The sequence below is a fragment of the Pseudoxanthomonas sp. X-1 genome, assembly GCF_020042665.1.
Lineage (GTDB): Bacteria > Pseudomonadota > Gammaproteobacteria > Xanthomonadales > Xanthomonadaceae > Pseudoxanthomonas_A > Pseudoxanthomonas_A spadix_A.
The window spans coordinates 3,890,779-3,914,664 of sequence record NZ_CP083376.1; the positions used below are offsets into that span (position 1 = coordinate 3,890,779).

23 protein-coding genes are annotated in these 23,886 nt (G+C 69.3%); 12 read left to right on the forward strand and 11 right to left on the reverse strand.

The annotated features are described in order from the left end of the window. Positions 1 to 91: 91 nt before the first annotated feature. The gene (lpdA, locus tag LAJ50_RS17515) at positions 92 to 2,227 is read right to left on the reverse strand and encodes a dihydrolipoyl dehydrogenase (RefSeq protein WP_224096363.1); all 2,136 of its coding nucleotides are present in this window, start codon (positions 2,225 to 2,227) and stop codon (positions 92 to 94) included. 15 nt (positions 2,228 to 2,242) lie between these two features. Next, the gene (locus LAJ50_RS17520; protein WP_130550310.1) at positions 2,243 to 3,688 is read right to left on the reverse strand and encodes a dihydrolipoyllysine-residue acetyltransferase; all 1,446 of its coding nucleotides are present in this window, start codon (positions 3,686 to 3,688) and stop codon (positions 2,243 to 2,245) included. 234 nt (positions 3,689 to 3,922) lie between these two features. Here LAJ50_RS17520 and otsB point away from each other — a divergent pair, with 234 nt between their 5' ends. The 8 genes from otsB to LAJ50_RS17560 all read left to right on the forward strand — a co-directional run bounded on the left by otsB (position 3,923) and on the right by LAJ50_RS17560 (position 12,085). Next, entirely contained in the window at positions 3,923 to 4,675 is a 753-nt protein-coding gene (otsB, locus tag LAJ50_RS17525) for a trehalose-phosphatase (RefSeq protein ID WP_130550311.1), read from the forward strand. A gap of 87 nt (positions 4,676 to 4,762) precedes the next feature. After that, complete coding sequence (locus LAJ50_RS17530; protein WP_130550312.1) at positions 4,763 to 6,544, forward strand: glycoside hydrolase family 15 protein; 1,782 nt, start codon at positions 4,763 to 4,765, stop codon at positions 6,542 to 6,544. Next, positions 6,541 to 7,908, forward strand: a complete 1,368-nt coding sequence (gene otsA, locus LAJ50_RS17535) for an alpha,alpha-trehalose-phosphate synthase (UDP-forming) (protein WP_138654425.1) — start codon at positions 6,541 to 6,543, stop codon at positions 7,906 to 7,908. Before LAJ50_RS17530 ends, otsA begins: the two co-directional genes overlap by 4 nt. 760 nt (positions 7,909 to 8,668) lie before the next feature. Beyond that, positions 8,669 to 9,349, forward strand: coding sequence for an OmpW family outer membrane protein (locus tag LAJ50_RS17540; RefSeq protein ID WP_130550314.1), 681 nt, complete (start codon positions 8,669 to 8,671; stop codon positions 9,347 to 9,349). Positions 9,350 to 9,792: 443 nt separating this feature from the next. Further along, on the forward strand, positions 9,793 to 10,095 hold the full coding sequence (locus LAJ50_RS17545; protein ID WP_130552226.1) for a hypothetical protein: 303 nt from the start codon (positions 9,793 to 9,795) through the stop codon (positions 10,093 to 10,095). 67 nt (positions 10,096 to 10,162) lie between these two features. Then, a complete protein-coding gene (locus LAJ50_RS17550; protein ID WP_138654423.1) occupies positions 10,163 to 10,645 on the forward strand; it encodes a YajQ family cyclic di-GMP-binding protein in 483 nt (160 codons plus the stop codon). Between the two features lie 9 nt (positions 10,646 to 10,654). Continuing rightward, positions 10,655 to 11,212 (forward strand): DUF1415 domain-containing protein, encoded by a 558-nt coding sequence (locus LAJ50_RS17555; protein ID WP_138654421.1) that lies wholly within the window; start codon positions 10,655 to 10,657, stop codon positions 11,210 to 11,212. 69 nt (positions 11,213 to 11,281) lie between these two features. Beyond that, positions 11,282 to 12,085 (forward strand): SDR family oxidoreductase, encoded by an 804-nt coding sequence (locus LAJ50_RS17560; protein ID WP_138654419.1) that lies wholly within the window; start codon positions 11,282 to 11,284, stop codon positions 12,083 to 12,085. 18 nt (positions 12,086 to 12,103) lie between these two features. On the opposite strand, the gene LAJ50_RS17565 is transcribed toward LAJ50_RS17560, so the two are convergent. The 4 genes from LAJ50_RS17565 to LAJ50_RS17580 form a co-directional block, all read right to left on the reverse strand. Beyond that, entirely contained in the window at positions 12,104 to 12,916 is an 813-nt protein-coding gene (locus LAJ50_RS17565) for a plasmid replication/partition related protein (protein ID WP_138654417.1), read from the reverse strand. Between the two features lie 87 nt (positions 12,917 to 13,003). Further along, the gene (locus tag LAJ50_RS17570; RefSeq protein WP_138654415.1) at positions 13,004 to 13,690 is read right to left on the reverse strand and encodes an HAD family phosphatase; all 687 of its coding nucleotides are present in this window, start codon (positions 13,688 to 13,690) and stop codon (positions 13,004 to 13,006) included. Further along, entirely contained in the window at positions 13,687 to 14,397 is a 711-nt protein-coding gene (locus LAJ50_RS17575) for a pseudouridine synthase (RefSeq protein ID WP_138654413.1), read from the reverse strand. The genes LAJ50_RS17570 and LAJ50_RS17575 overlap by 4 nt, the downstream gene beginning before the upstream one ends. Further along, positions 14,394 to 15,515, reverse strand: coding sequence for a class I SAM-dependent methyltransferase (locus tag LAJ50_RS17580; protein ID WP_138654411.1), 1,122 nt, complete (start codon positions 15,513 to 15,515; stop codon positions 14,394 to 14,396). The genes LAJ50_RS17575 and LAJ50_RS17580 overlap by 4 nt, the downstream gene beginning before the upstream one ends. Before the next feature lie 222 nt (positions 15,516 to 15,737). Between LAJ50_RS17580 and LAJ50_RS17585 the strand changes: the two genes are divergently transcribed. Next, positions 15,738 to 16,154, forward strand: coding sequence for an EF-hand domain-containing protein (locus LAJ50_RS17585; protein WP_138654409.1), 417 nt, complete (start codon positions 15,738 to 15,740; stop codon positions 16,152 to 16,154). Between the two features lie 72 nt (positions 16,155 to 16,226). Here the strand turns inward: LAJ50_RS17585 and LAJ50_RS17590 are convergent, their stop codons facing one another. The 4 genes from LAJ50_RS17590 to LAJ50_RS17610 form a co-directional block, all read right to left on the reverse strand. Beyond that, positions 16,227 to 16,631 carry a hypothetical protein gene (locus LAJ50_RS17590; protein WP_138654407.1) on the reverse strand — a complete coding sequence of 135 codons (405 nt, stop codon included), beginning with the start codon at positions 16,629 to 16,631 and terminating at the stop codon, positions 16,227 to 16,229. Positions 16,632 to 16,871: 240 nt separating this feature from the next. Next, a complete protein-coding gene (locus LAJ50_RS17595; RefSeq protein ID WP_138654405.1) occupies positions 16,872 to 18,560 on the reverse strand; it encodes an AarF/UbiB family protein in 1,689 nt (562 codons plus the stop codon). Positions 18,561 to 18,771: 211 nt separating this feature from the next. Next, on the reverse strand, positions 18,772 to 21,279 hold the full coding sequence (locus LAJ50_RS20265) for an FtsX-like permease family protein (protein WP_138654403.1): 2,508 nt from the start codon (positions 21,277 to 21,279) through the stop codon (positions 18,772 to 18,774). Beyond that, positions 21,276 to 21,998, reverse strand: coding sequence for an ABC transporter ATP-binding protein (locus LAJ50_RS17610; RefSeq protein ID WP_138654401.1), 723 nt, complete (start codon positions 21,996 to 21,998; stop codon positions 21,276 to 21,278). Before LAJ50_RS17610 ends, LAJ50_RS20265 begins: the two co-directional genes overlap by 4 nt. A 34-nt stretch (positions 21,999 to 22,032) precedes the next feature. Between LAJ50_RS17610 and LAJ50_RS17615 the strand changes: the two genes are divergently transcribed. Then, positions 22,033 to 22,683: an arylesterase gene (locus LAJ50_RS17615; RefSeq protein WP_138654431.1), complete on the forward strand. Its 651-nt coding sequence runs from the start codon at positions 22,033 to 22,035 to the stop codon at positions 22,681 to 22,683. Between the two features lie 163 nt (positions 22,684 to 22,846). After that, complete coding sequence (locus tag LAJ50_RS17620; protein WP_138654429.1) at positions 22,847 to 23,110, forward strand: hypothetical protein; 264 nt, start codon at positions 22,847 to 22,849, stop codon at positions 23,108 to 23,110. A gap of 52 nt (positions 23,111 to 23,162) precedes the next feature. On the opposite strand, the gene LAJ50_RS17625 is transcribed toward LAJ50_RS17620, so the two are convergent. After that, positions 23,163 to 23,450, reverse strand: coding sequence for a DUF3247 family protein (locus tag LAJ50_RS17625; RefSeq protein WP_138654399.1), 288 nt, complete (start codon positions 23,448 to 23,450; stop codon positions 23,163 to 23,165). Between the two features lie 184 nt (positions 23,451 to 23,634). Here LAJ50_RS17625 and LAJ50_RS17630 point away from each other — a divergent pair, with 184 nt between their 5' ends. After that, on the forward strand, positions 23,635 to 23,847 hold the full coding sequence (locus tag LAJ50_RS17630; protein ID WP_130552239.1) for a hypothetical protein: 213 nt from the start codon (positions 23,635 to 23,637) through the stop codon (positions 23,845 to 23,847). Positions 23,848 to 23,886 lie beyond the last annotated feature (39 nt).

The following is a 23,886-nucleotide window of genomic DNA, read 5'->3' on the forward strand; positions in this document are numbered from 1 at the left end:
TCATTCACGCGAGCGGAAATCCAGGACTTTCACGCGAAGCCCCATAGCCCGACATCGTCGCTCCCGCGATCGCGGGAGCGACGGATGCCGCTTACTTCTTCTTCGGGATGTAGAGGTCGGTGATCGTGCCGTCGTAGACCTCGGCGGCCATGCCGACCGATTCGCTCAGGGTCGGATGGGCGTGGATGGTGTGACCGATGTCCTCGGCCTCGGCGCCCATCTCGATCGCCAGGCCGATCTCGGCCAGCAGGTCGCCGGCATGCACGCCGACGATGCCGCCGCCGACGATGCGGTGCGTGTCCTCGTCGAAGATCAGCTTGGTGAAACCTTCTGTGCGGCCGATGCCGATGGCGCGGCCGCTGGCCGCCCATGGGAACTTGGCCACGCCGACCTTCAGCCCCTTGGCCTTGGCCTCGGTTTCGGTGACGCCGACCCAGGCGATTTCCGGGTTCGTATAGGCCACCGACGGGATCACGCGGGCCACCCACTCCTTCTTCTCGCCTGCGGCGACTTCGGCCGCCAGCTTGCCCTCGTGCGTGGCCTTGTGGGCCAGCATCGGGTTCCCGACGATGTCGCCGATGGCGAAGATGTGCGGCACGTTGGTGCGCATCTGCGGGTCGACCGGGATGAAACCACGGTCGGTGACCTGCACGCCGGCCTTGTCCGCGCCGATCTTCTTGCCGTTGGGCGCACGGCCCACGGCCACCAGCACGCGGTCCCAGGTGCCGGATTCCAGATCGGGCTTGGCGCCCTCGGTGGCCGACTCGAAGGTCACGGTGATGCCCTTCTTCTCGGCCTTGACGCCGGCGGCCTTGGTCTTCAGATGCACCACCACGCCCTGCTTCTTCAGGCGGTCGGCCAGCGGCTTGACCAGGTCCTTGTCGGCGCCCGGCATCAGCTGGTCCATGAACTCGACCACGGTCACCTGGCTGCCCAGCGCGCTGTACACGGTGGCCATTTCCAGGCCGATGATGCCGCCGCCGACCACGAGCAGGGACTTGGGCACTTCGGCCAGTCCCAGCGCGTCGGTGGAATCCATCACGCGCTTGTCTTCCCACGGGAAGTTCGGCAGCTTCACCGCCTGGCTGCCCGCGGCGATGATGCACTGCTCGAAGCGCAGCAGCTGGGTCTTGCCGTCGCCGCCGACGATCTCGATCTCGTTGGCGGACACGAAGGTGCCCACGCCCTGGACCACGCGCACCTTGCGCTGCTTGGCCATGCCGGCCAGGCCCTTGGTCAGCGTGCCGACGACCTTGTCCTTGTAGCTGCGCAGCTTGTCCAGGTGGATCTTGGGCGCGGCGAACTCGATGCCGCACTCCTCGGCGTGGGCAGCCTCGTCGATGACGTTAGCCGAATGCAGCAGCGCCTTGGACGGGATGCAGCCGACGTTGAGGCACACGCCGCCCAGGCTGGCGTAGCGCTCGATCAGCACCGTATCCAGGCCCAGATCCGCGGCGCGGAACGCGGCGGTGTAGCCGCCGGGGCCGGAGCCCAGCACTACGATGCGGCATTCGATGTCGGCCTGGCGGCCGGTGCCGGCCGCGGCCTTCGGCGCTGGCGCGCCTGCGGCCGGCGCGGGCGACGGGTTGGCCGGCGCGGCGCGTGGGGCGTCTGCCGGCGCGGCCGCCGCCTCGCCTTCCAGCACCACCACCAGGTCGCCCTGGTTGACCTTGTCGCCGACCTTGACCTTGATCTCCTTGACCTTGCCGGCGGCCGAGGACGGCACTTCCAGCGTGGCCTTGTCCGATTCCAGGGTCAGCAGGCCCTGCTCCTTGGCCACCGTGTCGCCGACGGCGACCAGCACCTCGATCACCGGCACGTCGGAGAAGTCGCCGATGTCGGGCACCTTCACCTCGATGGGGCCGGCGGCCGGCGCGGGCGCGGCGGCTTCGGGCTTGGACTCGACCTTCTCGGCCTTGGGCGCTTCGGCCTTGGCCGGCGCGGCCGGCGGGGGCGCGGCGGGGGCCGGCGCGGCGGCGGCTTCGCCCGCGGCTTCCAGCACCACGACGACGCTGCCCTGCGAGACCTTGTCACCGACCTTGATCTTGATCTCCTTCACCACGCCGTCGGCCGAGGACGGCACTTCCAGCGTGGCCTTGTCCGATTCCAGCGTGGCCAGGCCCTGTTCCTTGGTCACGGTGTCGCCGACCGAGACCAGCACCTCGATCACCGGCACGTCGGAAAAATCGCCGATGTCCGGCACCTTCACTTCAATGGTGTTCGCCATGCGCGCAGCCTCCGGTTACAGCAGGACCCGGCGCATGTCGCCGAGCACCTTGGCCAGATCAGCGGTGAAGCGCGCGGCCAGCGCGCCATCGATCACGCGGTGGTCGTAGCTCAGCGACAGCGGCAGCATCAGCCGCGGCTGGAACGCCTTGCCGTCCCACACCGGCTGGATGCTCGACTTGGACACGCCCAGGATCGCCACCTCCGGCGCGTTGACGATCGGGGTGAAGGCCGTGCCGCCGATGCCGCCCAGCGAGGAGATCGAGAAGCAGCCGCCGGTCATCTCGGCCGGGCCGAGCTTGCCCTCGCGCGCCTTCTTGGCCAGCTCGCCGGTCTCGGTGGCGATGTCGTTGACGCCCTTCTTGTCCACGTCGCGAATCACCGGCACCACCAGCCCGTTGGGCGTGTCGGCGGCGAAGCCGATGTGAAAGTACTTCTTCAGCGTCAGGTTCTCGCCGGTCGCGTCCAGCGAAGCGTTGAAGGTCGGATACTTCTTCAGCAGCGCGGCGCTGGCCTTGATCAGGAACGCCAGCATGGTCAGCTTGACGCCGGACTTGGACTTCTCCGCCTCCTTGTTGAGCGTCACGCGCAGGTCTTCCAGATCGGTGATGTCGGCCGAGTCGAACTGGGTGACGTGCGGGATCATGGCCCAGTTGCGCGCCAGGTTGGCGCCGGAGATCTTCTGGATGCGCGAGAGCGGCTTGACCTCGGTCTCGCCGAACTTGGCGAAGTCCACCTTCGGCCAGGGCAGCAGGCTCAAGCCATTGCCGCCACCGGCGGCCGGCGCGGCGGCGCCCGCTGCGGTCGCGGCGCCGGCCCCGGACAGGGCCTGCTTGACGAAGCCCTGCACGTCCTCGCGGGTGATGCGGCCCTTGCGCGCGCTGCCGCTGACCTGGGTCAGGTCCACGCCCAGCTCGCGGGCGAACAGGCGCACAGCCGGGCTGGCGTGCGGCACCTTGTCGGGCATCACGCGCGAGGCGTCGAAGCTCACCGGCGGGGTGCTGGTCGGCGGCGACGGCGGCTCGGCCTGGCCGGCGGTGGCGCCGGAGGCGGTGCGCGACTGGGCCTGGGCGATCTCGCGCTGGGTCAGCTTGTCCGGCGTGGTGCCGGCGGTATCGACCGGCTCGACCGGCACATCGGGCTCGACCGGCTTGGCCGGCGACGGCGCCGCCTTGGGCGCCTCGGCGGGCTTGGCCTCGGCCTTGGGCGCGTCGCCCTCGCCGGCCGGCTCGATCAGGGCCACGACCGACCCTTCGGAGAGGGTGTCGCCGACCTTGACCTTGAGTTCCTTGACCACGCCGCCGAAGGCGGCCGGCACTTCCAGGGTGGCCTTGTCCGATTCCAGGGTGATCAGCCCCTGGTCCTTCTGCACCGTGTCCCCGACGGACACCAGCACCTCGATCACGGGCACGTCGCTGTAGTCGCCGATATCGGGGACGCGCGCTTCCTGGGCTTGAGCCATCTTGGGGAACTCCGAAGGATTGGGTGGGACGGGCCGGGCATTGTACGTCCGCAGGGGGGCGCGCCAAGCTTGGCGGATGGTCGTAGCCGAAATTCTGTCAGCGATTGACGAGATATCGTCTTATGCGCCCGATTTCGGCTCGATGAGGGTCCAACACCGCCCGTTCACCCCGGGTTGAGAACAATGCGGGCCGTCGTTTGCACGTTGAAGACGCCCCGCGGATCGCGCCGCCCCATGGCCACCACCGTTCCCAACCGTTTCCCGAGTCCGCCCGCCCTGGGCCAGAACTGCGCGCTGTTCCTGGACGTGGATGGCACCCTGCTGGAATTTCGCGACGACCCCGAGTCGGTCCGTCTGCCGGAAGGCGGCCTGGACACGATCACGCGCCTGGCCGCGGCGCTGGACGGTGCGCTGGCGGTGGTCAGCGGCCGCCCGCTGCAGGCGCTGGACCGGGTGTTCGCGCCGCTCACGCTGCCGGCGGCGGGCATGCACGGGCAGGAACTGCGCGGCGCGCCCCAGGTGACGCGCACGGTCCCGGTTGAGGCCCTGGCGGCCCTGCGTCGCGAGGCCAGCGTGCTGGCGCATCGCTATCCCGGCGTGCGCATCGAGGACAAGGGCAGCAATATCGCCCTGCACTGGCGCGCCGCGCCACGCGCGGCAGAGCCGCTGCGCGCGCTGGCCGCCCGGCATCTGCCGCAGCTGGCGGGATATCGCCTGCAACCCGGCGACCACGTGCTGGAACTGGTACCCAGCGATGTGGACAAGGGCCGCGCAGTGCGTAGGCTGCTCGAACAGCCGCCGTTCGCCGGGCGTACCCCGGTCTTCGTCGGCGACGACCTGACCGACGAGTATGGGTTCGAGGCCGCCAACAGCGCCGGCGGCTGGAGCGTGCTGGTCGGCCGTCGCGCCAACAGCCATGCGATGTACGCGCTGCCCGACGTGGCCGCCGTGCACGCCTGGCTGCAGGCTAGCCTGCGGCACGCATGATGGCGTAGCGGGCTCGGCCCGCTCCGCCACACCGCAATGCTCACTGGTTCCTTCCTCCCCACTTCGCAGCACCCCCACGGAGACCGCATGCGTCAACCCAACCTGGACATGGGCGTGATCGGCAATGGCAGCTTTGGCGCCCTGATCGACAAGCAGGGCCGCGTGGTCTGGAGCTGCATGCCCGCCTTCGATGGCGACCCGGCGTTCTGCGCGCTGCTGGGACCGAAGGACCAGGCCGGCGGCGACTTCGCGGTGGAACTGGAGGACCTGGCCTCCAGCGAACAGCACTACCTCACCAACACCGCGATCCTGCGCACCGTGCTGCGCGACGCGCACGGCAACGCGCTGGAGATCATCGACTTCGCCCCGCGCTGGCGCGAGAACCAGCGCTTCTACCGCCCGGTCAGCATCATCCGCCAGATCCGCCCGCTCACCGGCAACCCGCGCATCCGCGTGCGCGCCCGGCCGCTGGCCGACTGGGGCGCGCGCAAGCCCGAATCGACCTGGGGCAGCAACCACGTGCGCTGGCTGCTGCCCGAGTTCACCCTGCGCCTGACCACCGACGTGCCGGTGCGCTTCATCCGCGAGGAAACCGCCTTCGTCCTCAACCACCCGGTGCACCTGGTGCTGGGCGCGGACGAATCGCTGCGCCGTTCGCTGCCTGGCTACGTGCGCGAGGCCCAGGAGAACACCCACCACTACTGGGCCGAATGGGTGCGCTACCTGTCCATCCCGCTGGACTGGCAGGACGCGGTGATCCGCAGCGCCATCACCCTGAAGCTGTGCCAGTACGAGGACAGCGGCGGCATCATCGCGGCGATGACCACCTCCATTCCGGAGGCGCCGGACACGCCGCGCAACTGGGACTACCGCTATTGCTGGCTGCGCGATGCCGGCTTCGTGGTGCGCGCGCTCAACCGCCTGGGCGCCACGCGCACGATGGAGCAGTTCATCGGCTACATCTTCAACATCGCCACCCACGACGGCACGCTGCAGCCGATGTACGGCATCAACTTCGAGGTGGAGCTGCACGAGCACGAGGTCCCCAGCCTGGCCGGCTACCGCGGCATGGGGCCGGTGCGGCGCGGCAACCTGGCCTGGATCCAGAAGCAGCACGACGTGTACGGCTCGGTGGTGCTGGCCTCGACCCAGCTGTTCTTCGACCAGCGCCTGGTCGATCCGGGCGACCGCCATACCTTCGAGCGGCTCGAACCGTTGGGCGAGCGCGCCTTCGCGCTGTACGACGTGCCCGACGCGGGGCTGTGGGAGTTCCGCGGCCGCGCCGAGGTGCATACCTACACCAGCGTGATGTGCTGGGCCGCCTGTGATCGCCTGGCCAAGATCGCCGAGCGCCTGGAGCTGCCCGAACGCGCCGCGCACTGGCGCGCGCGCGCCGACACCATCCGCGCCACCACGCTCGAACGCGCCTGGCGCGCGGACCTTGGCTGGTTCAGCGCCTCGTTCGAAAGCGACTACCTGGACGCCTCGCTGCTGCTGCTGGCCGACGTGGGCTTCATCGCGGCCGACGACCCCAGGTTCGTCGGCACCGTCGAGGCCATCGGCCGCACGCTGAAGAAGGGCGACGCGCTGTTCCGCTATGTGGCGCCGGACGACTTCGGCGAGCCGGAGACCAGCTTCACCATCTGCACCTTCTGGTACATCGACGCGCTGGCGGCGATGGGCCGCAAGGACGAGGCGCGGGCGATGTTCGAGCGCATCCTGGCGCGCCGCAACCACGTCGGCCTGCTCTCGGAGGACCTGACCTTCGACGACGGCGAGGCCTGGGGCAACTTCCCGCAGACCTATTCGCACGTGGGCCTGATCACCGCGGCCATGCGCCTGTCGCGCTCGTGGCAGGAGGCCTCGTGAGCCGGCTGGTCGTCGTCTCCAACCGCGTCGCCCTGCCCGGCCAGCCGCAGACCGGCGGCCTGGCCACGGGCCTGCGCGCGGCGCTGACCGAGCGCGGCGGCGTGTGGTTCGGCTGGAGCGGCAAGGTCACGCGCGAGCCCAGCGGCAAGCTGCACGAACAGCGCGAGGGCGACATCACCTTCGTCACCATGGACCTGGACCGCGCCGACCACGACGCCTACTACACCGGCTTCGCCAACGGTTCACTGTGGCCGCTGCTGCACTTCCGCCTGGACCTGGTCGACTACGACCGCAGCAAGCGCGAGGGCTACGCGCGCGTCAACGCGCTGTTCGCCGACAAGCTGGCGCCGCTGCTTAAGGACAGTGACACCGTCTGGATCCACGACTACCACCTGATTCCGCTGGCCTCGCTGCTGCGCGAACGTGGCGTCGGCTGCAGGATCGGCTTCTTCCTGCACACGCCGATGCCCTCGGCCGACCTGATCGTGGCCCTGCCCGATCACCAGGGGATCTTCAGCACGCTCTACGCCTACGACCTGATCGGCTTCCACACCCGGCGCGACGTGGAGCGCTACCAGGCCTATGTGCGCCTGTTCGCCGGCGGCAAGGTGCTCGGCCAGGACCTGATCGAGGCTCCCGACGGGCGCCGCGTGCGCACCGGCGACTTTCCGATCAGCATCGATACCGGGCTGATCGCCCAGCAGGCCCGCGCCGCGGCCAACAAGGCGCCGGTGCGCGCGCTGCGCGAGAGCCTGCGCGGCCGCGAGCTGGCCATCGGCGTGGACCGGCTGGATTATTCCAAGGGCCTGCCCGAGCGCTTCAACGGGTTCGAGCGCTACCTGCAGCGGCACAAGGCCCAGCGCGGCAGCCTGACCTTCCTGCAGATCGCGCCGGTCTCGCGCGGCGAGGTCGCCGAGTACCGCCTGCTGCGCGGCCAGCTCGAACAGATCGCCGGCCACGTCAACGGCACCTACGCCGAAGCCGACTGGACCCCGATCCGCTACGTCAACCAGAACTACACCCACGCCACGCTGACCGGCTTCTACCGCATGGCCCGCGTCGGCCTGGTCACCCCCCTGCGCGATGGCATGAACCTGGTCGCCAAGGAATACGTGGCGGCCCAGGACCCCGAGGACCCGGGCGTGCTGGTGCTGTCGATCCTGGCCGGCGCGGCCGACGAGCTGGGCCAGGCGCTGATCGTCAATCCGCACGACCTGGACGGCGTGGCCGACGCGATCGCCACGGCCGCCGCGATGCCCAAGGCCGAGCGCATCGAGCGCTGGCGGGCGATGTTCGCGCATCTGCAGAAGCACGATATTTCCGAGTGGCGGCGGCGCTATCTGGAGGCGCTGGAGCAGGGGTGAGGGACCGCGATGGGAGGCGGCGTCATGGTGCCCCCTCAGGTTGACGGGCTGGACGTCTGAAGGGCGGGAGTTCAGCGCTCATGCCTTCAGGCGCTCCCAAGTATCTAAAGTTCGAAGCTGGAGCCTCCCTCACCTCCGAGAGGAGCGGAGCCTGCCGGATTGCGACGCAACGCTCTGCCAGCTCTCCGCACTTGCCGGCGGACGGCACACTCGCAACCACCTGTCCCTCCCTGCACGCTGGGCGGCATGAAGCCACGGCCAGCGATTGGAGGAGGGATAGAGGCTTTGCCGATATCAACGGCGATGCACCCTATGGCCGCTCCGGCGAAAGCGGGAACCCATGGACTTCTGGAACAGGCGCGCCCAACGCGCCGGCATCGCGTTTTCGCGGACGATGTGCTGACGGGGACGACAGTTTCAGCATGCTGACACGGCGTGGAACCTGCAGCTCGTCGTATGTCCTTACGACGACGGCGCATCTGCGTCTCTGCGCAAATCGTTGCCGAAACCGTCACCCAGGCTGAACGCCGCCATTCAAAATCGCATCGCCTGCGCGTGAAGAAATCCGCCGGGATTTAACACTTTTCTACACCACGCCTAGCGCTGCGCGTTGACGCGCATCCAACAAGATGAAGCGCTGCTGTGCGTGAGCCTGAACCACGTCTGCCGTGCAGGGAATCGTTCATTCGGGCGCGCCTACGTTGTGCGCCGTCCCGCCAACGAGCGGGCCCCACAAGACAAGAACGAAGAGGAAGTCCCCATGAAGTCGATCCGTTTGGTTGGCCTGGCCCTGGTGCCGCTGCTCGCCGCCCCGCCGGTCTTTGCGCAGGAAGCCGTCAACGATTCCACGCCGCACGGCGTGGCCACCAACAGCACTACCGGCGGCGACGCTGACGCGGCGTTCAAGCGCTGGGCCGTGGTCGGCAGCGCCACGATGCTGCAGCCGTCCTCGCGTCCGCTGAAGGGCACCAGCCTCGACGTCGATGGCGACACCGCGCCGACGATCAGCGCCAGCTTCTACGCCACCCCCAACATCGCCGTCGAACTGTGGGGCGCGGCTGACAAGTTCAAGCACGACGTCAGCGACAACGCCGGCAAGATCGGCAGCGTCGACCAGCTGCCGATCGCGCTGAGCGCGCAGTACCACTTCGGCACCCCGGACCAGGTGTTCCGTCCGTTCGTGGGCGTGGGCTACTACCAGTCCAACTTCAGCAACGAGAACCTCGGCAGCGTCCCCGGCGCGCACGTGGGCATCGAAGACGCCAAGGGCGCCATCGGCACCGTCGGCGTCGACATGAACATCAACCCGACCTGGTTCGCCCGCTTCGACGCCCGCTACCTCGACGGTTCGCCGGACCTGACCGTCAACGGCAAGAGCAGCGGCGAGTCGCTGGATCTGAACCCGTGGACGGTCGGCTTCGGTATCGGCGCGCGCTTCTGATCCAAGGCGTCGGTGACATCGCAACCGACAACGCGGCGGCCCTCAGGGGCCGCCGCTTTTTTGTGTGTTTCCGCCAAGGTCCGGGATAGGCAACGCACTTCGCCAACCGGCCTCGACCCGGCCGAGTCGAGCTCCTGCGCATGGAGCAGGACTTCTTTCGACCCGAAGCCAGTCATCAAGACACGCGAGGCAGCGGTCCGGCGGGCGGTGGCCGCGGCAAGCGAGGCAGGAGCCGAGCGCCCGACTCACGGCAGGATGCCCTGAGGGAGGGAAAAGCGGCCACCGCCCGCCGGACCTCTGCCCCTCCAAAGCCAAGAAACATCCGCAGCCCGTCACTCGACGCTCGGAAGAAGAGTTTCTATTTGCAGGACACCCCGGCGCTCACCGCGCCTTCGCGCAAGCGTGGTCAGCATCCTGCGGTAACGAACCATCTGGAGAACCCCATGCCCACCCTGCGCCTGCGCGTGACCGGCGACGATGCCTCCACCCTGCAGCTGACCGATGCGCTGGAGTCGATCGAAGGCATCGAACACATCGAGGAGATCGAGGACCTGATGCCGCACGGGGACGACGACGACTCCAGTTCGGCCGGCCTGAGCGACGACATGGCGTCGAGCTATGCGGTGATCGAGGTCGAGGCGCCCAACGACGAAGGCGTGCGCCGCGTGCGCGAGGTCGCCGAACGCGTGGCCTTCGTCACCGGCGCGGTGATCGAGGTGCTCAACGAGGAAGACGAGCCGTACTGAGTCCGGCCCTGACGGCGCCGCCGCGCTGCGCTACCCTTTGCGCCTTCTTTTCCCGCGCAAGGTGCCCATGCCCTCCTTCGACGTCGTTTCCGAGGTCAATTCCCACGAGTTGACCAACGCGGTCGACCAAGCCAACCGCGAGTTGTCCAACCGCTTCGACTTCAAGGGCGTGGACGCGAAGTTCGTGCTGGAGGACGGCGTCATCACCCAGTCGGCGCCGAGCGATTTCCAGCTCAAGCAGATGGAGGACATCCTGCGCGCGCGTCTGATCGCCCGTGGCATCGATGCGCGCTGCCTGGAGTTCGGCGAGGTGGAGAGCAACCTGGCCGGCGCGCGCCAGAAGATCACCGTCAAGCAGGGCATCGAGCAGAAGCTGGCCAAGCAGATCGCCGCGAAGATCAAGGAATCCAAGATCAAGGTCGATACCCAGATCAACGGCGACAAGCTGCGCGTCAACGGCAAGAAGCGCGACGACCTGCAGGAGACCATCGCGCTGCTGAAGCAGCACGAGTTCGAGCAGCCGCTGCAGTTCGACAATTTCCGCGACTAGTCCGCCCGCATGTCCGACCAGCCCACCGCCACCCTGCACGACCCGCTCGCCGACACCCGCCGCTGGCTGGAGCGCGCGGTGATCGGGCTGAACCTGTGTCCGTTCGCCAAAGCGGTGTACGTCAAGCAGCAGGTGCGCATGGTGCTCAGCGATGCCACCACGCCCGAGGCGCTGCTGGAACAGCTGATGGAGGAACTGGTGCTGCTGCGGGAAACCCCGGCCGAGCTCATCGACACCACGCTGATCGTGCATCCGGACGTGCTGACCGACTTCCTGGACTACAACGACTTCCTCGACAACGCCGACATGGCGGTCGAACAGCTGGATCTGCAGGGCATCCTGCAGGTGGCCAGCTTCCACCCGGATTACCAGTTCGCCGGCGCCGCCCCGGACGATGTGTCTAACTACACCAACCGCTCGCCGTGGCCGACGCTGCACCTGCTGCGCGAGGACAGCGTCGAGCGCGCGGTGGCCGCCTTTCCCGATCCGGACGTGATCGTGGAGCGCAACATCGCCACGCTCGACGGCCTGGGCGTGGAAGGCTGGCGCCGCCTGCTGGACGACTGAGCGCGGCGCACACGCGCCGCAGATGCGGGTGCGCGGAGACTGGGGCGCCATCGCCACCGGAACGCCGACATGCCGCTGACCCCGCCGATCACAGCCTGGAATCCCGCGCCGCTGGCCGGCCGCGTGGTGATGATCACCGGCGGCGCGCAGGGCATCGGGCGCGGCATCGCGCAGGCCGTGCTCGGCGCGGGCGGCCGTGTGGCGATCGGCGACCTGGATGACGAAGCCGGCAAGGCCAGCCTGGCCGAGTGGGCCCGTGGGGACGATGCCTTCTTCAAGCGCCTGGATGTGGCCAGCGAACGCAGCGTGGCTGCATTCGTGGCCGCGGCCCTGAAGCGCTTCGGCCGGCTGGACGGGCTGGTCAACAACGCCGGGCCGCCCGACCCGCACGTGCCGCCGCTGGACATGCTGGACCTGGCGCAATGGAACCAGCGCCTGGCCAGCCTGCACGGCGCTTTCCTGTGCAGCCGGCACGCGCTGCCGGCGCTGCGTATCCATGGCGAGGGCGCCATCGTCAACATCGCCTCGACCCGCGCGCACCAGTCCGAGCCGCACAGCGAGGCCTACGCCGCGGCCAAGGGCGGGCTGGTCGCCTTCACCCATGCGCTGGCCTTGAGCGAAGGCCCGCGCGTACGGGTCAACGCGATCAGCCCGGGCTGGATCGCCACCGAGGCCTGGCGCGGCCCTTCGCGCCGGCGTGCGCCCAGGCTTTCCAAGGCCGATCACGCCCAGCATCCGGCCGGGCGCGTGGGCACCCCAGAGGACATCGGCGCGCTGGCCGTGCAGCTGCTGGCGCCGACGCTGTCCGGCTTCGTCACCGGACAGGAATTCATCGTCGACGGCGGGATGACGCGCAAGATGCAGTACGCCTGAAGCGGCGCGCCGCCTGCTTCACGCGGCGGCTTCCAGTTCGGCGATCCGCGCTTCCACGACCGCGATCTCTTCCTGCAGCTGCGCCAGGCGGGTGCGCAGCTGCGGCAGTTCCAGGTCCTCGACCGGCTTGGCCGCGGGTTTGGGCCGCTTCTTGGCATCGCGCACGCGCTTGGCGGCTTCCTTCAGCTCCTGCGCGCCGCCCTGCGCCGCGGCCTGTTGCTCCTGCGCCGGCAAGGTGGCGACCACGGCGGCGGCGTTGATTGACAGCTCGCCCGCGCGTACCGCGGCGATGACCTCGGGCGCGGCCTGCTTCTGGATCCTCTCGATCGCCGCGACCTGGCTGTTGCTGAGCTTGGCGGCCCGGGCGAGCTCCTCGCGCGTGGGCAGCATCGCCGCGGTCACCGCCGGCGCGGCGGAGGCCGGCGCGCTGGTGTCCCACGGCGGAGCCCCGGCGTCGCCTTCGCCGGCGGGTTCCTGCGCCGCCGGCGCGGGCGCGGCCTGGCGCGAACGTTCGAGCAGGATGTCGCGACGGCGCAGTGCCAGCACGCCGCGCTGGAAGTCCGACACGCTGCGTCGCCCCAGGTGCTGGTCGATCATCCACAGGTGCACGTCTTCCATCGAGGTGAAGCGCGTGTGCTGCACGGTGTTGAAGGGCAGCCCGTGCTTCTGGCAGATGCCATAGCGGTTGTGGCCATCGACCAGCACATCGCCCCACAGCACCAGCGCGTCGCGGCAGCCTTCGGCCAGCAGGCTCTGCTCCAGCGCGGCGTACTCGTCGGGCGTGAGCGGATCGATGTAGGCCTTGAGGTCTTCTCTGACGACGATGTTCATGCGGCTGCCGGGCGTGCGGGGGGGCGGCATTGTAGGCAGCCGGGACGCGCACGTCGCCCTTGCATTGCAGGCGGTTTGCGTGCGGCGTCAGGCACCGGCCAGCCGCGCTTCCAGCAGGCGCTGGGCATCGGTGAGCGAGGCCACGATGCGGTGGCCTCGCGCGCGCAGGGCCTCGTCCGGCATCACCAGATCGGGCACCTGGATCACCGTCATGCCCGCGGCCAGCGCGGCGGTGACGCCGGCCGGCGAATCCTCCAGCGCCAGGCAGCGCACCGGGTCGGCGCCCAGGCGCTGCGCGGCCAGCAGATAGATGTCCGGCGCCGGCTTGGGCCGGCTCACGTCATTGCCCGCGGTCACCGCGTCGAAGTACGCCAGCAGGCCCGCGCTCTGCAGCTTGCGTGGCGCCAGCGGCCGCCGCGTGGAGGTCGCCACGCCGCGCGGAATGCCCTGCTGTTGCAGCCACTGCAGCAGCGCCACGATGCCGGGCCGCAGCGGCACGCCGGCCTCGACTTCCTCGTGGTACAGCACGTGGCACCGCGCCAGCAGCGCTTCGATCTGGCCTTCGTCCAGGCGCTCGCGCAGGATCGCCTTGCAGGCGGCCGTGCTGTGCCCGACCATGCGCAGCCAGTAGTCGTCCTCGATCTGGAAGCCCGCCTCGCGCGCGGCCTGGCTCCAGCAGCGCAGCGAGGCGCGCTCGCTGTCCAGCATCAGCCCGTCCATGTCGAAGATCACCGCCTCGGGCAGGAAGGGCAGCGCGGCCACGTCGGCCTTCATGCCCTGTTCCCCGCGAACAGCGTGGCGAGGTCGACCGCGTCCAGCGCGCGCCACTGGCCTTCGGGCAGATCGCCCAGCGCCAGTCCGCCGATGCGGCTGCGATGCAGGGCCGCGACGTGGTTGCCGACTGCGGCGAACATGCGCCGCACCTGGTGGTAGCGGCCCTCGTGCAGGGTTAGGCGCACCTGACGCGGGGCGATGACCTCCAGTTCGGCCGGCAGCAGCGGCTTGGGGTCCGATTCCAGCTGCAGCGTGCCGCTGGCGAAGGTCTGCGCTTCGTCGCCGCGCAGGTCCTGCGCCAGCGTGGCCTCGTAGACCTTCGGCAGCTGCGCCTTGGGCGAGATGATCCGGTGCAGCAGGCCGCCGTCATCGGTGAGCAGCAGCAGGCCGCTGGTGTCCTTGTCGAGCCGGCCCACGGTGGACAGCGCCGGGTCGCGCCGGCGCCAGCGCGCGGGCAGCAGGTCGTAGACCAGGCGTCCGGTGTCCTTGGTCGAACAGGTGTAGCCGACCGGCTTGTGCAGCAGCACGCACAGGCCCGGCGCGGGATCGAGCGGCTCCCCGTCAATGCGGATGGCGTCGTGCTCGACCGGATCGTCGGTGTAGAGCACCTCGCCGACCGCATCGGTGACGCGGCCCTCACGGAACAACGCCTGCACCTGCTTGCGGCTGCCATAGCCGAGATTGGCGATGTGACGCACGATCTTCATGCGCGCGCGCCGGTGGCGGCGATGACCTTGAAGCCGGCGCTCTCGGCGGCCACGCGCACCTGTTCGAAACGCGCTTCCAGCACGGCCTCGTACGGCAGATGCCGGTTGGCGACCAGCCACAGCTGGCCATTGCGGTTCAGCGAGGAGGCCGCCACCTCGATGAAGCGCCGGCCGATGTCCGGCCGCTCGCCGCGCGCCAGCGCATGGAACGGCGGATTGCTGACGATGAGGTCGTACTTCCTCGGCAGGCCGGCAGCCACGTCGTGCCAGTGGAAGCCCAGCGCCACGCGCGCGGCGTGCGGCGCCAGGTTCCGTTCGGCCAGCGCCAGCGCCCGCTGCTCGGCCTCAAACAGGTCCAGCGAGGCAATCCCCGCGCACCGCGTCAGCAGCGCATCGGCCAGGAAGCCCCAGCCGGACCCCAGATCGGCCGCGCTGCCGCGCAGGTTCGCCGGCAGCGCATCGGCCAGCAGCTGCGAGGCGGGATCGATCCGGTCCCAGGCGAACACGCCCGGTCGGCTCTGGAAACGCCCACCGAGGATGGGGCGCACGCCATCCAGCTGCCGCCATTGCTCCAGCAATGCCGCATCGTGCGATCCGTGCAGCGGCGGGCTCCAGAACACCCGGCAGTGATGCTTGGCGATCGAGCCGCCCAGCCCGGTCAACCGCGCCAGATCCTTCTCGACCGACCTGGCGCCTTCGTCGTTGGCCACGCTGGCCACCACCTGTCCCCCTGGGCCGCAGCGCGAGACCGCGTGTGCCAGCAGTGCGCGCATCTCTTCCTTCTGCCGCGGCGGCAGCAGCAGCACCAGCGGGGCCGTTTCGCTGGCCGCATCTTCGTTGGCCCCAACTTCGAACCCGTCCCGCTGCAGCGCATCGAAGACAGGCCTGAAGGTCTGGGTGCAGCGCAGCGTCAGCCCGAGGCCCCGCAGAGCCGCGCCGGGGCGGGCGCGCAGGAACAGTGTCCGACCGGCCTTGCCGGTGAGGCGGTTCGCGCTCAGCGCGTGCGCGAGCGCCTCAAGAGGAAGATCAGGGGTCGCCAAGGGAAAGAACGCAAAAGCTCGGCCAGGGAGGCGACATTTTAGATCGAATGCATCCGATAGGACGGGCGATGGTCTCATCGCCCCGCCTTGGGTCTCACAGAACACTGGCCCGCTTGGCGGTCGAAAGGCCGTCACGAACGCGTTGTAGGCGAGCGCAGGGCGTGCCCTTCATCCCAGTATTGCGCGGTCGCATCAGACCTAAGGCATGAGCAGATTCCGGATGCATTCGGGTAGCGCTTGAGCTTGCAACTGGGCCGGTGCTACCTTCGCGGCCACATCGCGACTGTCTAGGGATGGATCATGAAGATCAAAGCAAGCACGCTGACGTCCGCCGTCGTCCTGCTGTGCGCAACCGCTTCGCCGGTCATGGCGCAGCAGGTCACCATTTTCGACCTGGCCGATACCAACAAGGACGGTTACGTCGACAAGGCTGAGGACGAAGCGGCCAATCTGAAGAGCTTCAAGCGCTATGACACCGACGGCGATGGCCGCCTGTCCCAGGCGGAAATGGCCGCCAAGTTCAAGGGACTGCCGGCCTCCGAGGTTGCTCGGGGCGTCACCGCCAATCTGTCGTTGATGGATACCGACAAGGATGGCGCCATTTCCTGGGAAGAGTTCAAGCGCTGGTACTCGGCCAAAATGTTCGATGGCCTGGACCAGGACCACGATGGGCGCCTGTCCAAGAGCGAGTTCATTCTCAACGAGAATGCCCCCTGAGTCAGTGCGGGGCCACAAGGTCACGACGCAAAAAGAGCCCCATGCGGGGCTCTTTTTTACTCGGCGGAATGGTTAATGGCTGCCAGGCGAGTCCTTGGCCGCTTTGCCATTGCCTTTCCAGCTGCCGGGCTGCCGGCCAATTGGACACACAGCCTCGTATGCCAGAAAGCCTTTCCAGTCATCGTTAGTCCATGGACGCGGCTGGAACCAGCCGAAGCTGACCGGACATTGGGTGTTGCCCGGATGGGGGACCGGGCACCACGGCAGGAAATGGACGAGGAACGCCATGCCTCCCGTGTATGGATAAGTCGGGTTCCAGGCAGTGTTGCCCCAGTTACCGTTACGCTTCCAGCCCTCGGTGCAGAACACAAACGGATCGTCTTGGCGCGAATCCTTGCGGTAATTGATCGTGTTCTGCTGCGCATATGCTTGGCAGGCCAGCGGGATCAATAGCAATAGTGCCCAACGCAGCTTCATGCTTCACCTCCATGTCCGTGAACAGTGTCGCGGCCGTTAATCGCGGGTTTGGCCTACGCCAAACCAGGGGGGCCAGGCGCGATCTTATCAACTGTTTCGACACCGGCAATGGCATCCCCGACCTCTGTGACATGGCCGGGGAGTTCAAATGGCCGCGCTGTGACGACATCCACGCTTGGCCCTACACGCACCGCCTCTAGGGCCTGGATCCCTCCAAACCGCGGCCCTGGCGGTGGCGACCTACCTGTTCTTGACCTTCCGATCCCCCAGCAGCGCGCTGATCACGATGCTGGCGCCCAGCAGGGCGCCGATGAAGAACAGGATCAGCGCGATGGTGGGATAGCCGAACAGCGTGCTGGCGGTGGGGATGCGCATCATCAGCGCCGAGGCCAGGATCAGCGCGGCGGTGACCACGCCGGCGGCGACGCGGTTGGCGATCTTCTGCAGGCTCTCCATCAGGTGCGATTCTTCCAGCCCGGAGATGCGCATCTGCATCTTGTTTTCCGACAGCAGGCCCAGGATGTCCGAGACCCGGCGCGGGCCTTCGCGGGCCAGCGTCTGCAGGTCCATCAACTCGCTGGCCATGTTGGGCGAAGAGAACGACTGGCGCAGGCGGGCGCGCATGACGTGCTGCAGGTGGCCTTCGACCACGGCCTTGGCGTCCAGCTCGGGCGAGAGCGCACGGCAGACAGTGTCCAGGTTCAGCAGCGCTTTGCCCAGCATCGACAGTTCCGGCGGCGTGCGCAGGCCGCAGGCCATCGCGGTGCGCACCAGGTCCAGCACCACGCGGCCTTCGGAGGTGGTGGCGCTGTGCGCGGAATAGCGGCTGATCAGCTGGCCGATCTCGCGGTTGAAGCGCTCGCCGTCGAAGTCCTCCAGCTGGGTGCCCAGGGCGAGCATCTCGCGCGCGACCTGCTCGCCGCGGCCATCGACCGCGGCGAACAGCAGCTTGAGCAGGGTCTCGCGCTGGCCCGGCGGGACGTTGGCGACCATCCCCAGGTCGAAGATCGCCAGCCGGTTGTCCGGGGTGACGCGCAGGTTGCCCGGATGCGGATCGGCGTGGATTTCCCCGTAGATGAAGATCTGATCGAGGTAGCCGCGCAGCAGCGCCGCCGACAGCGGCTGCATGGAGTGCTCGGTGCGGCGCAGCGGCGAGATCTGGTCCACGCGCGCGCCCTGCACCAGCTCCATGGTCAGCACGCGGCGGCGGGTCAGGTCCCACACCGGGCGCGGCACCATCAGCTCCGGGTGATCCTTCAGATGGGTGGCGAAGCGCTCCAGGTTCTCCGCCTCGGCCACGTAGTCCAGCTCGGCCACCAGCGTGCGGCCGAATTCCTCCAGCCAGTCGCTGAAGCGCAGGTTGCGGCCGACCTTGGTCAGCCGATCGGCGGCGCCGGCGATCGAGCGCAGCATCGACAGGTCCGACAGCAGGCGCTGGGCCACGCCGGGCTTCTGCACCTTGACCGCCACCACCGTGCCGTCGCGCAGCACCGCGCGGTGCACCTGCGCCAGCGAGGCGGTGCCCAGGGGCTCGGGATCGAAGGTCTTGAAGATCTTGCTCAGGCGCACACCCAGCTCGGCCTCCAGCGCCACGCGGATCTGCTCGGCCGGCACCGGCGAGACGTCCTCCTGCATGCGCTCGAGCGCCACGGCATAGGCCGGCGGCACGATGTCCGGGCGCGTGGATAGCATCTGGCCCAGCTTGATGAAGGTCGGCCCGAGCGCCTCGAGGTCGCGGCTGAACTCGTCCGGGGTGCCGTCCTCGACGGTGACGGTGCTCAACAGGGCGTCCTGCGAGAACCCGGAGAACACGCCGGAGCGGCGGTACCGGAACAGGAACTTCATGATCTGCTTGCGCCGCTCCATCGCGCCCTCGCTGTGCGGGGCGGCGGACGGATCGCCGGGAGCGGACGCGGATGCTTCGGTCATGCGGGCCAGGCCTTGAGACAGGTCCACGATTGTGTGAAGGCCGCGGTCTGTGGAGGGTGAAGTGGGCGTCGGCGCTGCCTGTAAGCGCTGTGTAGGGGAGTTGTCTGTGGGAGCCGCCATGGCGGCGAGGGAGGCGCTACCGGCCAAGCCCCATCGCCGCCATGGCGGCTCCCACCGGGGCTCCGCCTTCCTGGCCGAGGCGACGCCCGCCCTACCCCTGCAGCTCGCGCAGCGTCACCGAGGGCGGGGCGTCGAGCACCTTGCGCGTGGCGATCAGGCCGGCGATCAGCGCGGCCAGCATGCCCAGCGCGCCGCCGACCAGGGCCAGCGTCCAGTTCGGCTGCCACGGCAGGTCGAACACCCGCACCGCGACCACCCCGGACAGCACCGAAGCGGCGACGGCGGCCACCAGCCCGGACAGCAGGCCGATGACGGCGAACTCCGAGGCCTGCGCGGCGCGCAGCTGGCGCCGACTGCCGCCGAGCACGCGCATCACGCCACCCTCGAGCAGGCGCTCGTCCTGGCTGGCGCTGACCGCGGCCATCAGCACCAGCAGGCCGGCCGCCAGCGAGAACCAGAACACCACCTGCACCACCGTGCTCACCTGGTCGGCGGTGCTGCGCACCTGGGTCAGCACCTGATCGATGTCGATCACCGACAGGTTGGGAAAGGCCTGCACCAGCTGCGCGGTGAAGCGCGGGTGGTCCGGCGGCACGCGCACGGCGGTGATGTGGCTGGCCGCGTAGTCCTGCAGCACGCCGGGCGAGACCAGCACAAAGAAATTGGGCTTGAAGCTTTCCCAGTCGACCTTGCGCAGGCTGGTGATCCTGCCTTCCAGCGACTGGCCGGCGATATCGAAGCTGACCGTATCGCCGACCTCCCAGCCCAGCTGTTCGGCGAAACCCTCCTCGACCGACAGTTCGGTGCCCGACGTCGGCGTCGCGCCCCAGAACCGGCCGGCGGTCACCTTGTTGTCGTCCCGCAGCGTGGCCGCCGTGGAGAGATTGAATTCGCGCTCTGCGCGGCGGCGCGCTTCCTCGTCGGCGTAGCGCGCGCCGCTGGTCGGCTGCCCGTTATGGGTCACCAGGCGGCCGCGCACCATCGGGAACAGCGTCGGCGCACCCAGCCCCTGGCTGGCGAGGAAGTCGGCCACCGGCCGTACCTGGTCGTCCTGCACGTTGATGATGAAGCGGTTGGGCGCATCGGCCTGCAGCGCCACCTGCCAGCGGTCGAGCAGGTCGGTGCGCACGAAGGTCAGCAACAGCAGCGCCATCAGCCCCAGCCCCAGCGCGGAGATCTGCGCGATGCTGGTGCCGGCGCGGCGGCTGACGTTGGCCAGGCCATAGCGCAGCGCCCCGCGCAGGCGGCCACGCAGGCGCCGCACGGCCAGGATCAGCAGCAGCGCCAGCGTGGCCAGCACCGCTAGGGTGGCGGCGATGCCGGCCAGCATCGCCAGTCCCAGCGTGGCCGAACCGGCCTGCCACCACAGCAGCGCGCCCAGCCCGGCCAGGCCGGCCAGCCCGACCAGCAGGGCGCTGGGCTCGGTGGGATCCAGATCGCGGCGCAGCACGCGCAGGGCCGGCACCCGGCGCAGTGCCAGCACCGGCGGCGCGCCGAAGGCCAGCAGCACCACCAGGCCGACGCCATAGCCACGCAAAACCGGCAGCCAGCCGGCCGGCGGGATCTGCACCTTCAACGCCTGCGCGAGCCAGCCGCCGATGCCCCACTGCAGGGCGAAGGCGATGGCCACGCCGATGGTGCAGGCGATCAGCCCCAGCAGGACCAGCTCGCCGACATGGATGCCGACCAGCCGCGACTGCTGCGCGCCCAGGCAGCGCATGACCGCCACGCCGGACAGGTGCCGCTCGCTGTGCCGGCGCGCGGCCATCGCCACGGCCACGGCCGCCAGGATCACCGACACCAGCGCGGCCAGGCCGAGGAAGCGGCTGGCGCGATCCAGCGCCGAGCGCACTTCCGGGCGCGCGTCCTGGATGGTCTCCAGGCGCTGGCCGCGGCCCAGCGCCTCACGCGCGGTGGCGGTGAAGCGCTCCACCGCGCCAGCGTCGCCGGCCACTACCAGCCGGTAGCCGATGCGGCTGCCCAGCTGCACCAGCCCGGTGGCGGGCAGGTCGTCGGCGTTGAGGAACACCTTGGGCGCGACATTGAAGTAGTCCAGCGCGGCGTCGGGTTCCTGGGTCACCAGCGCGACCAGGGTCAGCGTGGCATCACCCAGGCTGACGCGATCGCCGAGCCTGGCGCCCAGCGTGTCGGCGCCGGCGCGCGTCATCCACAGCGTGCCGCGCGCGGGGATGCCGCGGGCGGCGTGTTCGCCGGGCTTGGCCGCATCGACCAGGGTGAAGCTGCCGCGCAGTGGAAAGCCGGCGCCCAGCGCGCGCAGGTCGCCCAGCCGCAGCTGCGCGTCCTCGCCCTGCCCGACGCGGATCATGGTGTTGAGTTCGGTGGTCTGCGCGCTGCGCAGGCCGCTGGCCCTGGACGCCGCGAGGATCGCGCCGCCGATGGGCGCATCGCCGCGCACCACCACGTCGCCGCCGAGCAGGCGGTTGGCCTCGATCGCCAGCGCGCGCCCGGCGCGGTCGGTGACGAAGCCCACCGAACTCACCGCCACCACGGCCAGCACCAGCGCGGCCAGCAGGATGCGGATCTCGCCCGCGACCAGGTCGCGCCGCAGCTGGCGCCAGGCCAGGCGCAGGGTGTTCATGCGCCGGCCACCAGCACGCCGCTGTCCAGGCGCAGCACCCGCGTGCAGCGCGCGGCCAGCGCTTCGTCATGGGTGACCAGCACCAGCGTGGTGCCGGCCTGCGCGTTGAGCGCGAACAGCAATTCCTCGATGGCATGGCCGGTGCGCTGGTCAAGATTGCCGGTGGGCTCGTCGGCGAACAGCAGGGCCGGCCGGGTCACGAAGGCGCGCGCCAGCGCCACGCGCTGCTGCTCGCCGCCGGACAGCTGCCGCGGGTAGTGGCCCAGGCGCCCGGACAGGCCGACCTCGGCCAGGATGCGTTCCGCCGGCCCCTGCGGATCGGCGTCGCCGCGCAGTTCCAGCGGCAGCATGACGTTCTCCAGTGCGGTCAGCGAGGGCAGCAGCTGGAAGTTCTGGAACACGAAGCCCACCTTCTCCCCACGTACTCGCGCGCGCCCGTCCTCGTCCATCGCCGACAGCACCGCCCCATCCAGCGTGACCGTGCCACTGCTGGGCACATCCAGCCCGGCCAGCAGCGAGAGCAGCGTGCTCTTGCCCGAACCAGAGGCGCCGACGATGGCCACGGTATCGCCCGGGGCGATCTCGAAGGACACGCCATCGAGGATGGTCAGCGTGCTGCCCGGCAGCTGGACCTGCTTGCCCAGCGCCTGGACCTGCAGCACCGGCAGGCGCCGGGAAGTGAGGGAGGTGTCAGCGTGCGGCAAGGCGGCGTCGGCCATGATGAGAAGGTCTTCGGGAACGGGAAAGATGACGATGCCTTCAGCTTATGCGGCCATCGCGCGCACCATGCAATGGGCGCTGGCACTGTGCGTGCTGACATTCATGCCACCTGCGCTGGCGCAGGCGCCGGCCGGCGGCAAGACGGTGCTGGTGATGGGCGACTCCCTCTCGGCCGGCTACGGCCTGGGCCCGCGCGAAGGCTGGGTGCCGCTGACCGCGGCCAGGCTCAGCCGCGAGGCGCCCGGCTGGACGCTGGTCAACGCCAGCGTCAGCGGCGAGACCAGCGCCGGCGGCGCGGCGCGCATCGGCGCCCAGCTGCAGCGACTCAAGCCAGCGGTGGTGGTGATCGAACTGGGCGCCAACGACGGCCTGCGCGGCCTGCCGCTGGCGCAGACCAAGGCCAACCTGGACAAGATGATCCGGGCCTCGCAAGGGGCCGGGGCGAAGGTGCTGGTGCTGGGCATGCGCATGCCGCCCAACCTGGGCCGCGACTACACGCAGGGGTTCGCCGAGACGTTCAGCTCGCTGGCCAAACAGTACAAGACCGGATTCGTGCCGTTCTTCCTCGAGCCCATCGCCAGCGATCGGGCCAACTTCCAGCCCGACAACCTGCATCCCACCGCGGCGGCGCAGCCGGCGATCCGCGACCATGTCTGGCCAGCGCTGGCGCCGCTGCTGAAGTAGTCGCCGGCGTCGGTAGTTCCGTCCGTGCCGGACCGCGGCACGGAACGGTGGCGCGTCCGCGCTCATGGGACCGTCTTCGCATTTCTCCAATGTCCGCTTCATGCCTGGGAAACATCACCCCACCCATGATCGGACCGACTTCCCCCAGCGGAGCGTCCCCATGTTGCGTGCCCTGTTTGTCGGTGGCGTCGTGGACAACAGCGAAATGGATCTGGAAGGCCCCCAGCCGCCGGTCCACTACCCCGAAAACGGCCATACCGGTCATCCCCGCTATCGCCTGCATCTGGTCGGCAAGCACGCCCCGGACAACGCGGTGGTCTATGCGGTCTATGGCGCGCCGGACCTGCCTAGCGAGGAAGTCCAGAGGGTGGCCGAGGAGCGTGGCTATGCGCGGCGCTTCGAGGCTGCGCCTCAGCCGGTCGAGTAAGTCCCCGTGCCGGGCGGGGCCAAGCCCGCCCGGCACTGCTGGATCGAACCGCTTAAAAGGTGCCCAGCGGCATCACCTTGCGCACCTGGTCGAGCCACACGTATTGCGCATGCGCGGGATGGGCGATGTCGTCCAGCCGCAGGAGCGCGTTGTTGCCCTCGTTGCCGTGGTAGTCGCGGAACAGCTGCACGGTGGGGCGCACGGCGACGGTGCCGCGCAGTTCGCGCCCGTCGTCGAGGGTCAGCGCGACCCTGGCCTCGGAGGGGAGTTCGGTGACCAGGGTCTCCAGGCGCGCGATCTCGATCGGATCGGTGTGGACGCGGTCGGCAAGCTGGCTCATATGCGATGCCTGTCAGGACGGAAGGCAAAGATGCTGGCAAGCGGCGCCGTAACGGCGCGTCGAGGCCGAGGGCGTCGCGGATCGGACTTTTCCTACAGGGTGACAGGGCGGCGCCCGAGTGCGGACCGCCTCGATCCGGGAGCACGCTGACGCCTGGCATCCCCCGATGCGATGAGGTCACACCATGCAGCGTCTCCTGCTCACTGTCGCCGCGCGTGACCAGGGCTGGCAGCTCTACGAAGGCGAACACGGCCGCCAGTTCTTCGACAGGCGCGAGGACGCGCTGCACATGGCAAGGCTGGTCGCCAGCGACCTGCATCAGCAGCACGGCGTGCGCAGCGTCGTGGTGATGGACATGGCCGGGCACGAGGCCGTGCTGGTGTCGCGCCACGGCTAGGAGCCGGGGCGCAGCGCCTGCCATGCCTGAGGCCGTGGG

What these genes read in the sequence shown, in the direction of transcription:
- lpdA (WP_224096363.1), bottom strand. Translation starts at nt 2,227, where the DNA reads ATGGCGAACACCATTGAAGTGAAGGTGCCGGACATCGGCGATTTTTCC.
- LAJ50_RS17520 (WP_130550310.1), bottom strand. Translation starts at nt 3,688, where the DNA reads ATGGCTCAAGCCCAGGAAGCGCGCGTCCCCGATATCGGCGACTACAGC.
- otsB (WP_130550311.1), top strand. Translation starts at nt 3,923, where the DNA reads ATGGCCACCACCGTTCCCAACCGTTTCCCGAGTCCGCCCGCCCTGGGC.
- LAJ50_RS17530 (WP_130550312.1), top strand. Translation starts at nt 4,763, where the DNA reads ATGCGTCAACCCAACCTGGACATGGGCGTGATCGGCAATGGCAGCTTT.
- LAJ50_RS17540 (WP_130550314.1), top strand. Translation starts at nt 8,669, where the DNA reads ATGAAGTCGATCCGTTTGGTTGGCCTGGCCCTGGTGCCGCTGCTCGCC.
- LAJ50_RS17545 (WP_130552226.1), top strand. Translation starts at nt 9,793, where the DNA reads ATGCCCACCCTGCGCCTGCGCGTGACCGGCGACGATGCCTCCACCCTG.
- LAJ50_RS17550 (WP_138654423.1), top strand. Translation starts at nt 10,163, where the DNA reads ATGCCCTCCTTCGACGTCGTTTCCGAGGTCAATTCCCACGAGTTGACC.
- LAJ50_RS17555 (WP_138654421.1), top strand. Translation starts at nt 10,655, where the DNA reads ATGTCCGACCAGCCCACCGCCACCCTGCACGACCCGCTCGCCGACACC.
- LAJ50_RS17560 (WP_138654419.1), top strand. Translation starts at nt 11,282, where the DNA reads ATGCCGCTGACCCCGCCGATCACAGCCTGGAATCCCGCGCCGCTGGCC.
- LAJ50_RS17565 (WP_138654417.1), bottom strand. Translation starts at nt 12,916, where the DNA reads ATGAACATCGTCGTCAGAGAAGACCTCAAGGCCTACATCGATCCGCTC.
- LAJ50_RS17570 (WP_138654415.1), bottom strand. Translation starts at nt 13,690, where the DNA reads ATGAAGGCCGACGTGGCCGCGCTGCCCTTCCTGCCCGAGGCGGTGATC.
- LAJ50_RS17575 (WP_138654413.1), bottom strand. Translation starts at nt 14,397, where the DNA reads ATGAAGATCGTGCGTCACATCGCCAATCTCGGCTATGGCAGCCGCAAG.
- LAJ50_RS17580 (WP_138654411.1), bottom strand. Translation starts at nt 15,515, where the DNA reads ATGAGACCATCGCCCGTCCTATCGGATGCATTCGATCTAAAATGTCGC.
- LAJ50_RS17585 (WP_138654409.1), top strand. Translation starts at nt 15,738, where the DNA reads ATGAAGATCAAAGCAAGCACGCTGACGTCCGCCGTCGTCCTGCTGTGC.
- LAJ50_RS17590 (WP_138654407.1), bottom strand. Translation starts at nt 16,631, where the DNA reads ATGAAGCTGCGTTGGGCACTATTGCTATTGATCCCGCTGGCCTGCCAA.
- LAJ50_RS17595 (WP_138654405.1), bottom strand. Translation starts at nt 18,560, where the DNA reads ATGACCGAAGCATCCGCGTCCGCTCCCGGCGATCCGTCCGCCGCCCCG.
- LAJ50_RS20265 (WP_138654403.1), bottom strand. Translation starts at nt 21,279, where the DNA reads ATGAACACCCTGCGCCTGGCCTGGCGCCAGCTGCGGCGCGACCTGGTC.
- LAJ50_RS17610 (WP_138654401.1), bottom strand. Translation starts at nt 21,998, where the DNA reads ATGGCCGACGCCGCCTTGCCGCACGCTGACACCTCCCTCACTTCCCGG.
- LAJ50_RS17615 (WP_138654431.1), top strand. Translation starts at nt 22,033, where the DNA reads ATGCCTTCAGCTTATGCGGCCATCGCGCGCACCATGCAATGGGCGCTG.
- LAJ50_RS17625 (WP_138654399.1), bottom strand. Translation starts at nt 23,450, where the DNA reads ATGAGCCAGCTTGCCGACCGCGTCCACACCGATCCGATCGAGATCGCG.
- LAJ50_RS17630 (WP_130552239.1), top strand. Translation starts at nt 23,635, where the DNA reads ATGCAGCGTCTCCTGCTCACTGTCGCCGCGCGTGACCAGGGCTGGCAG.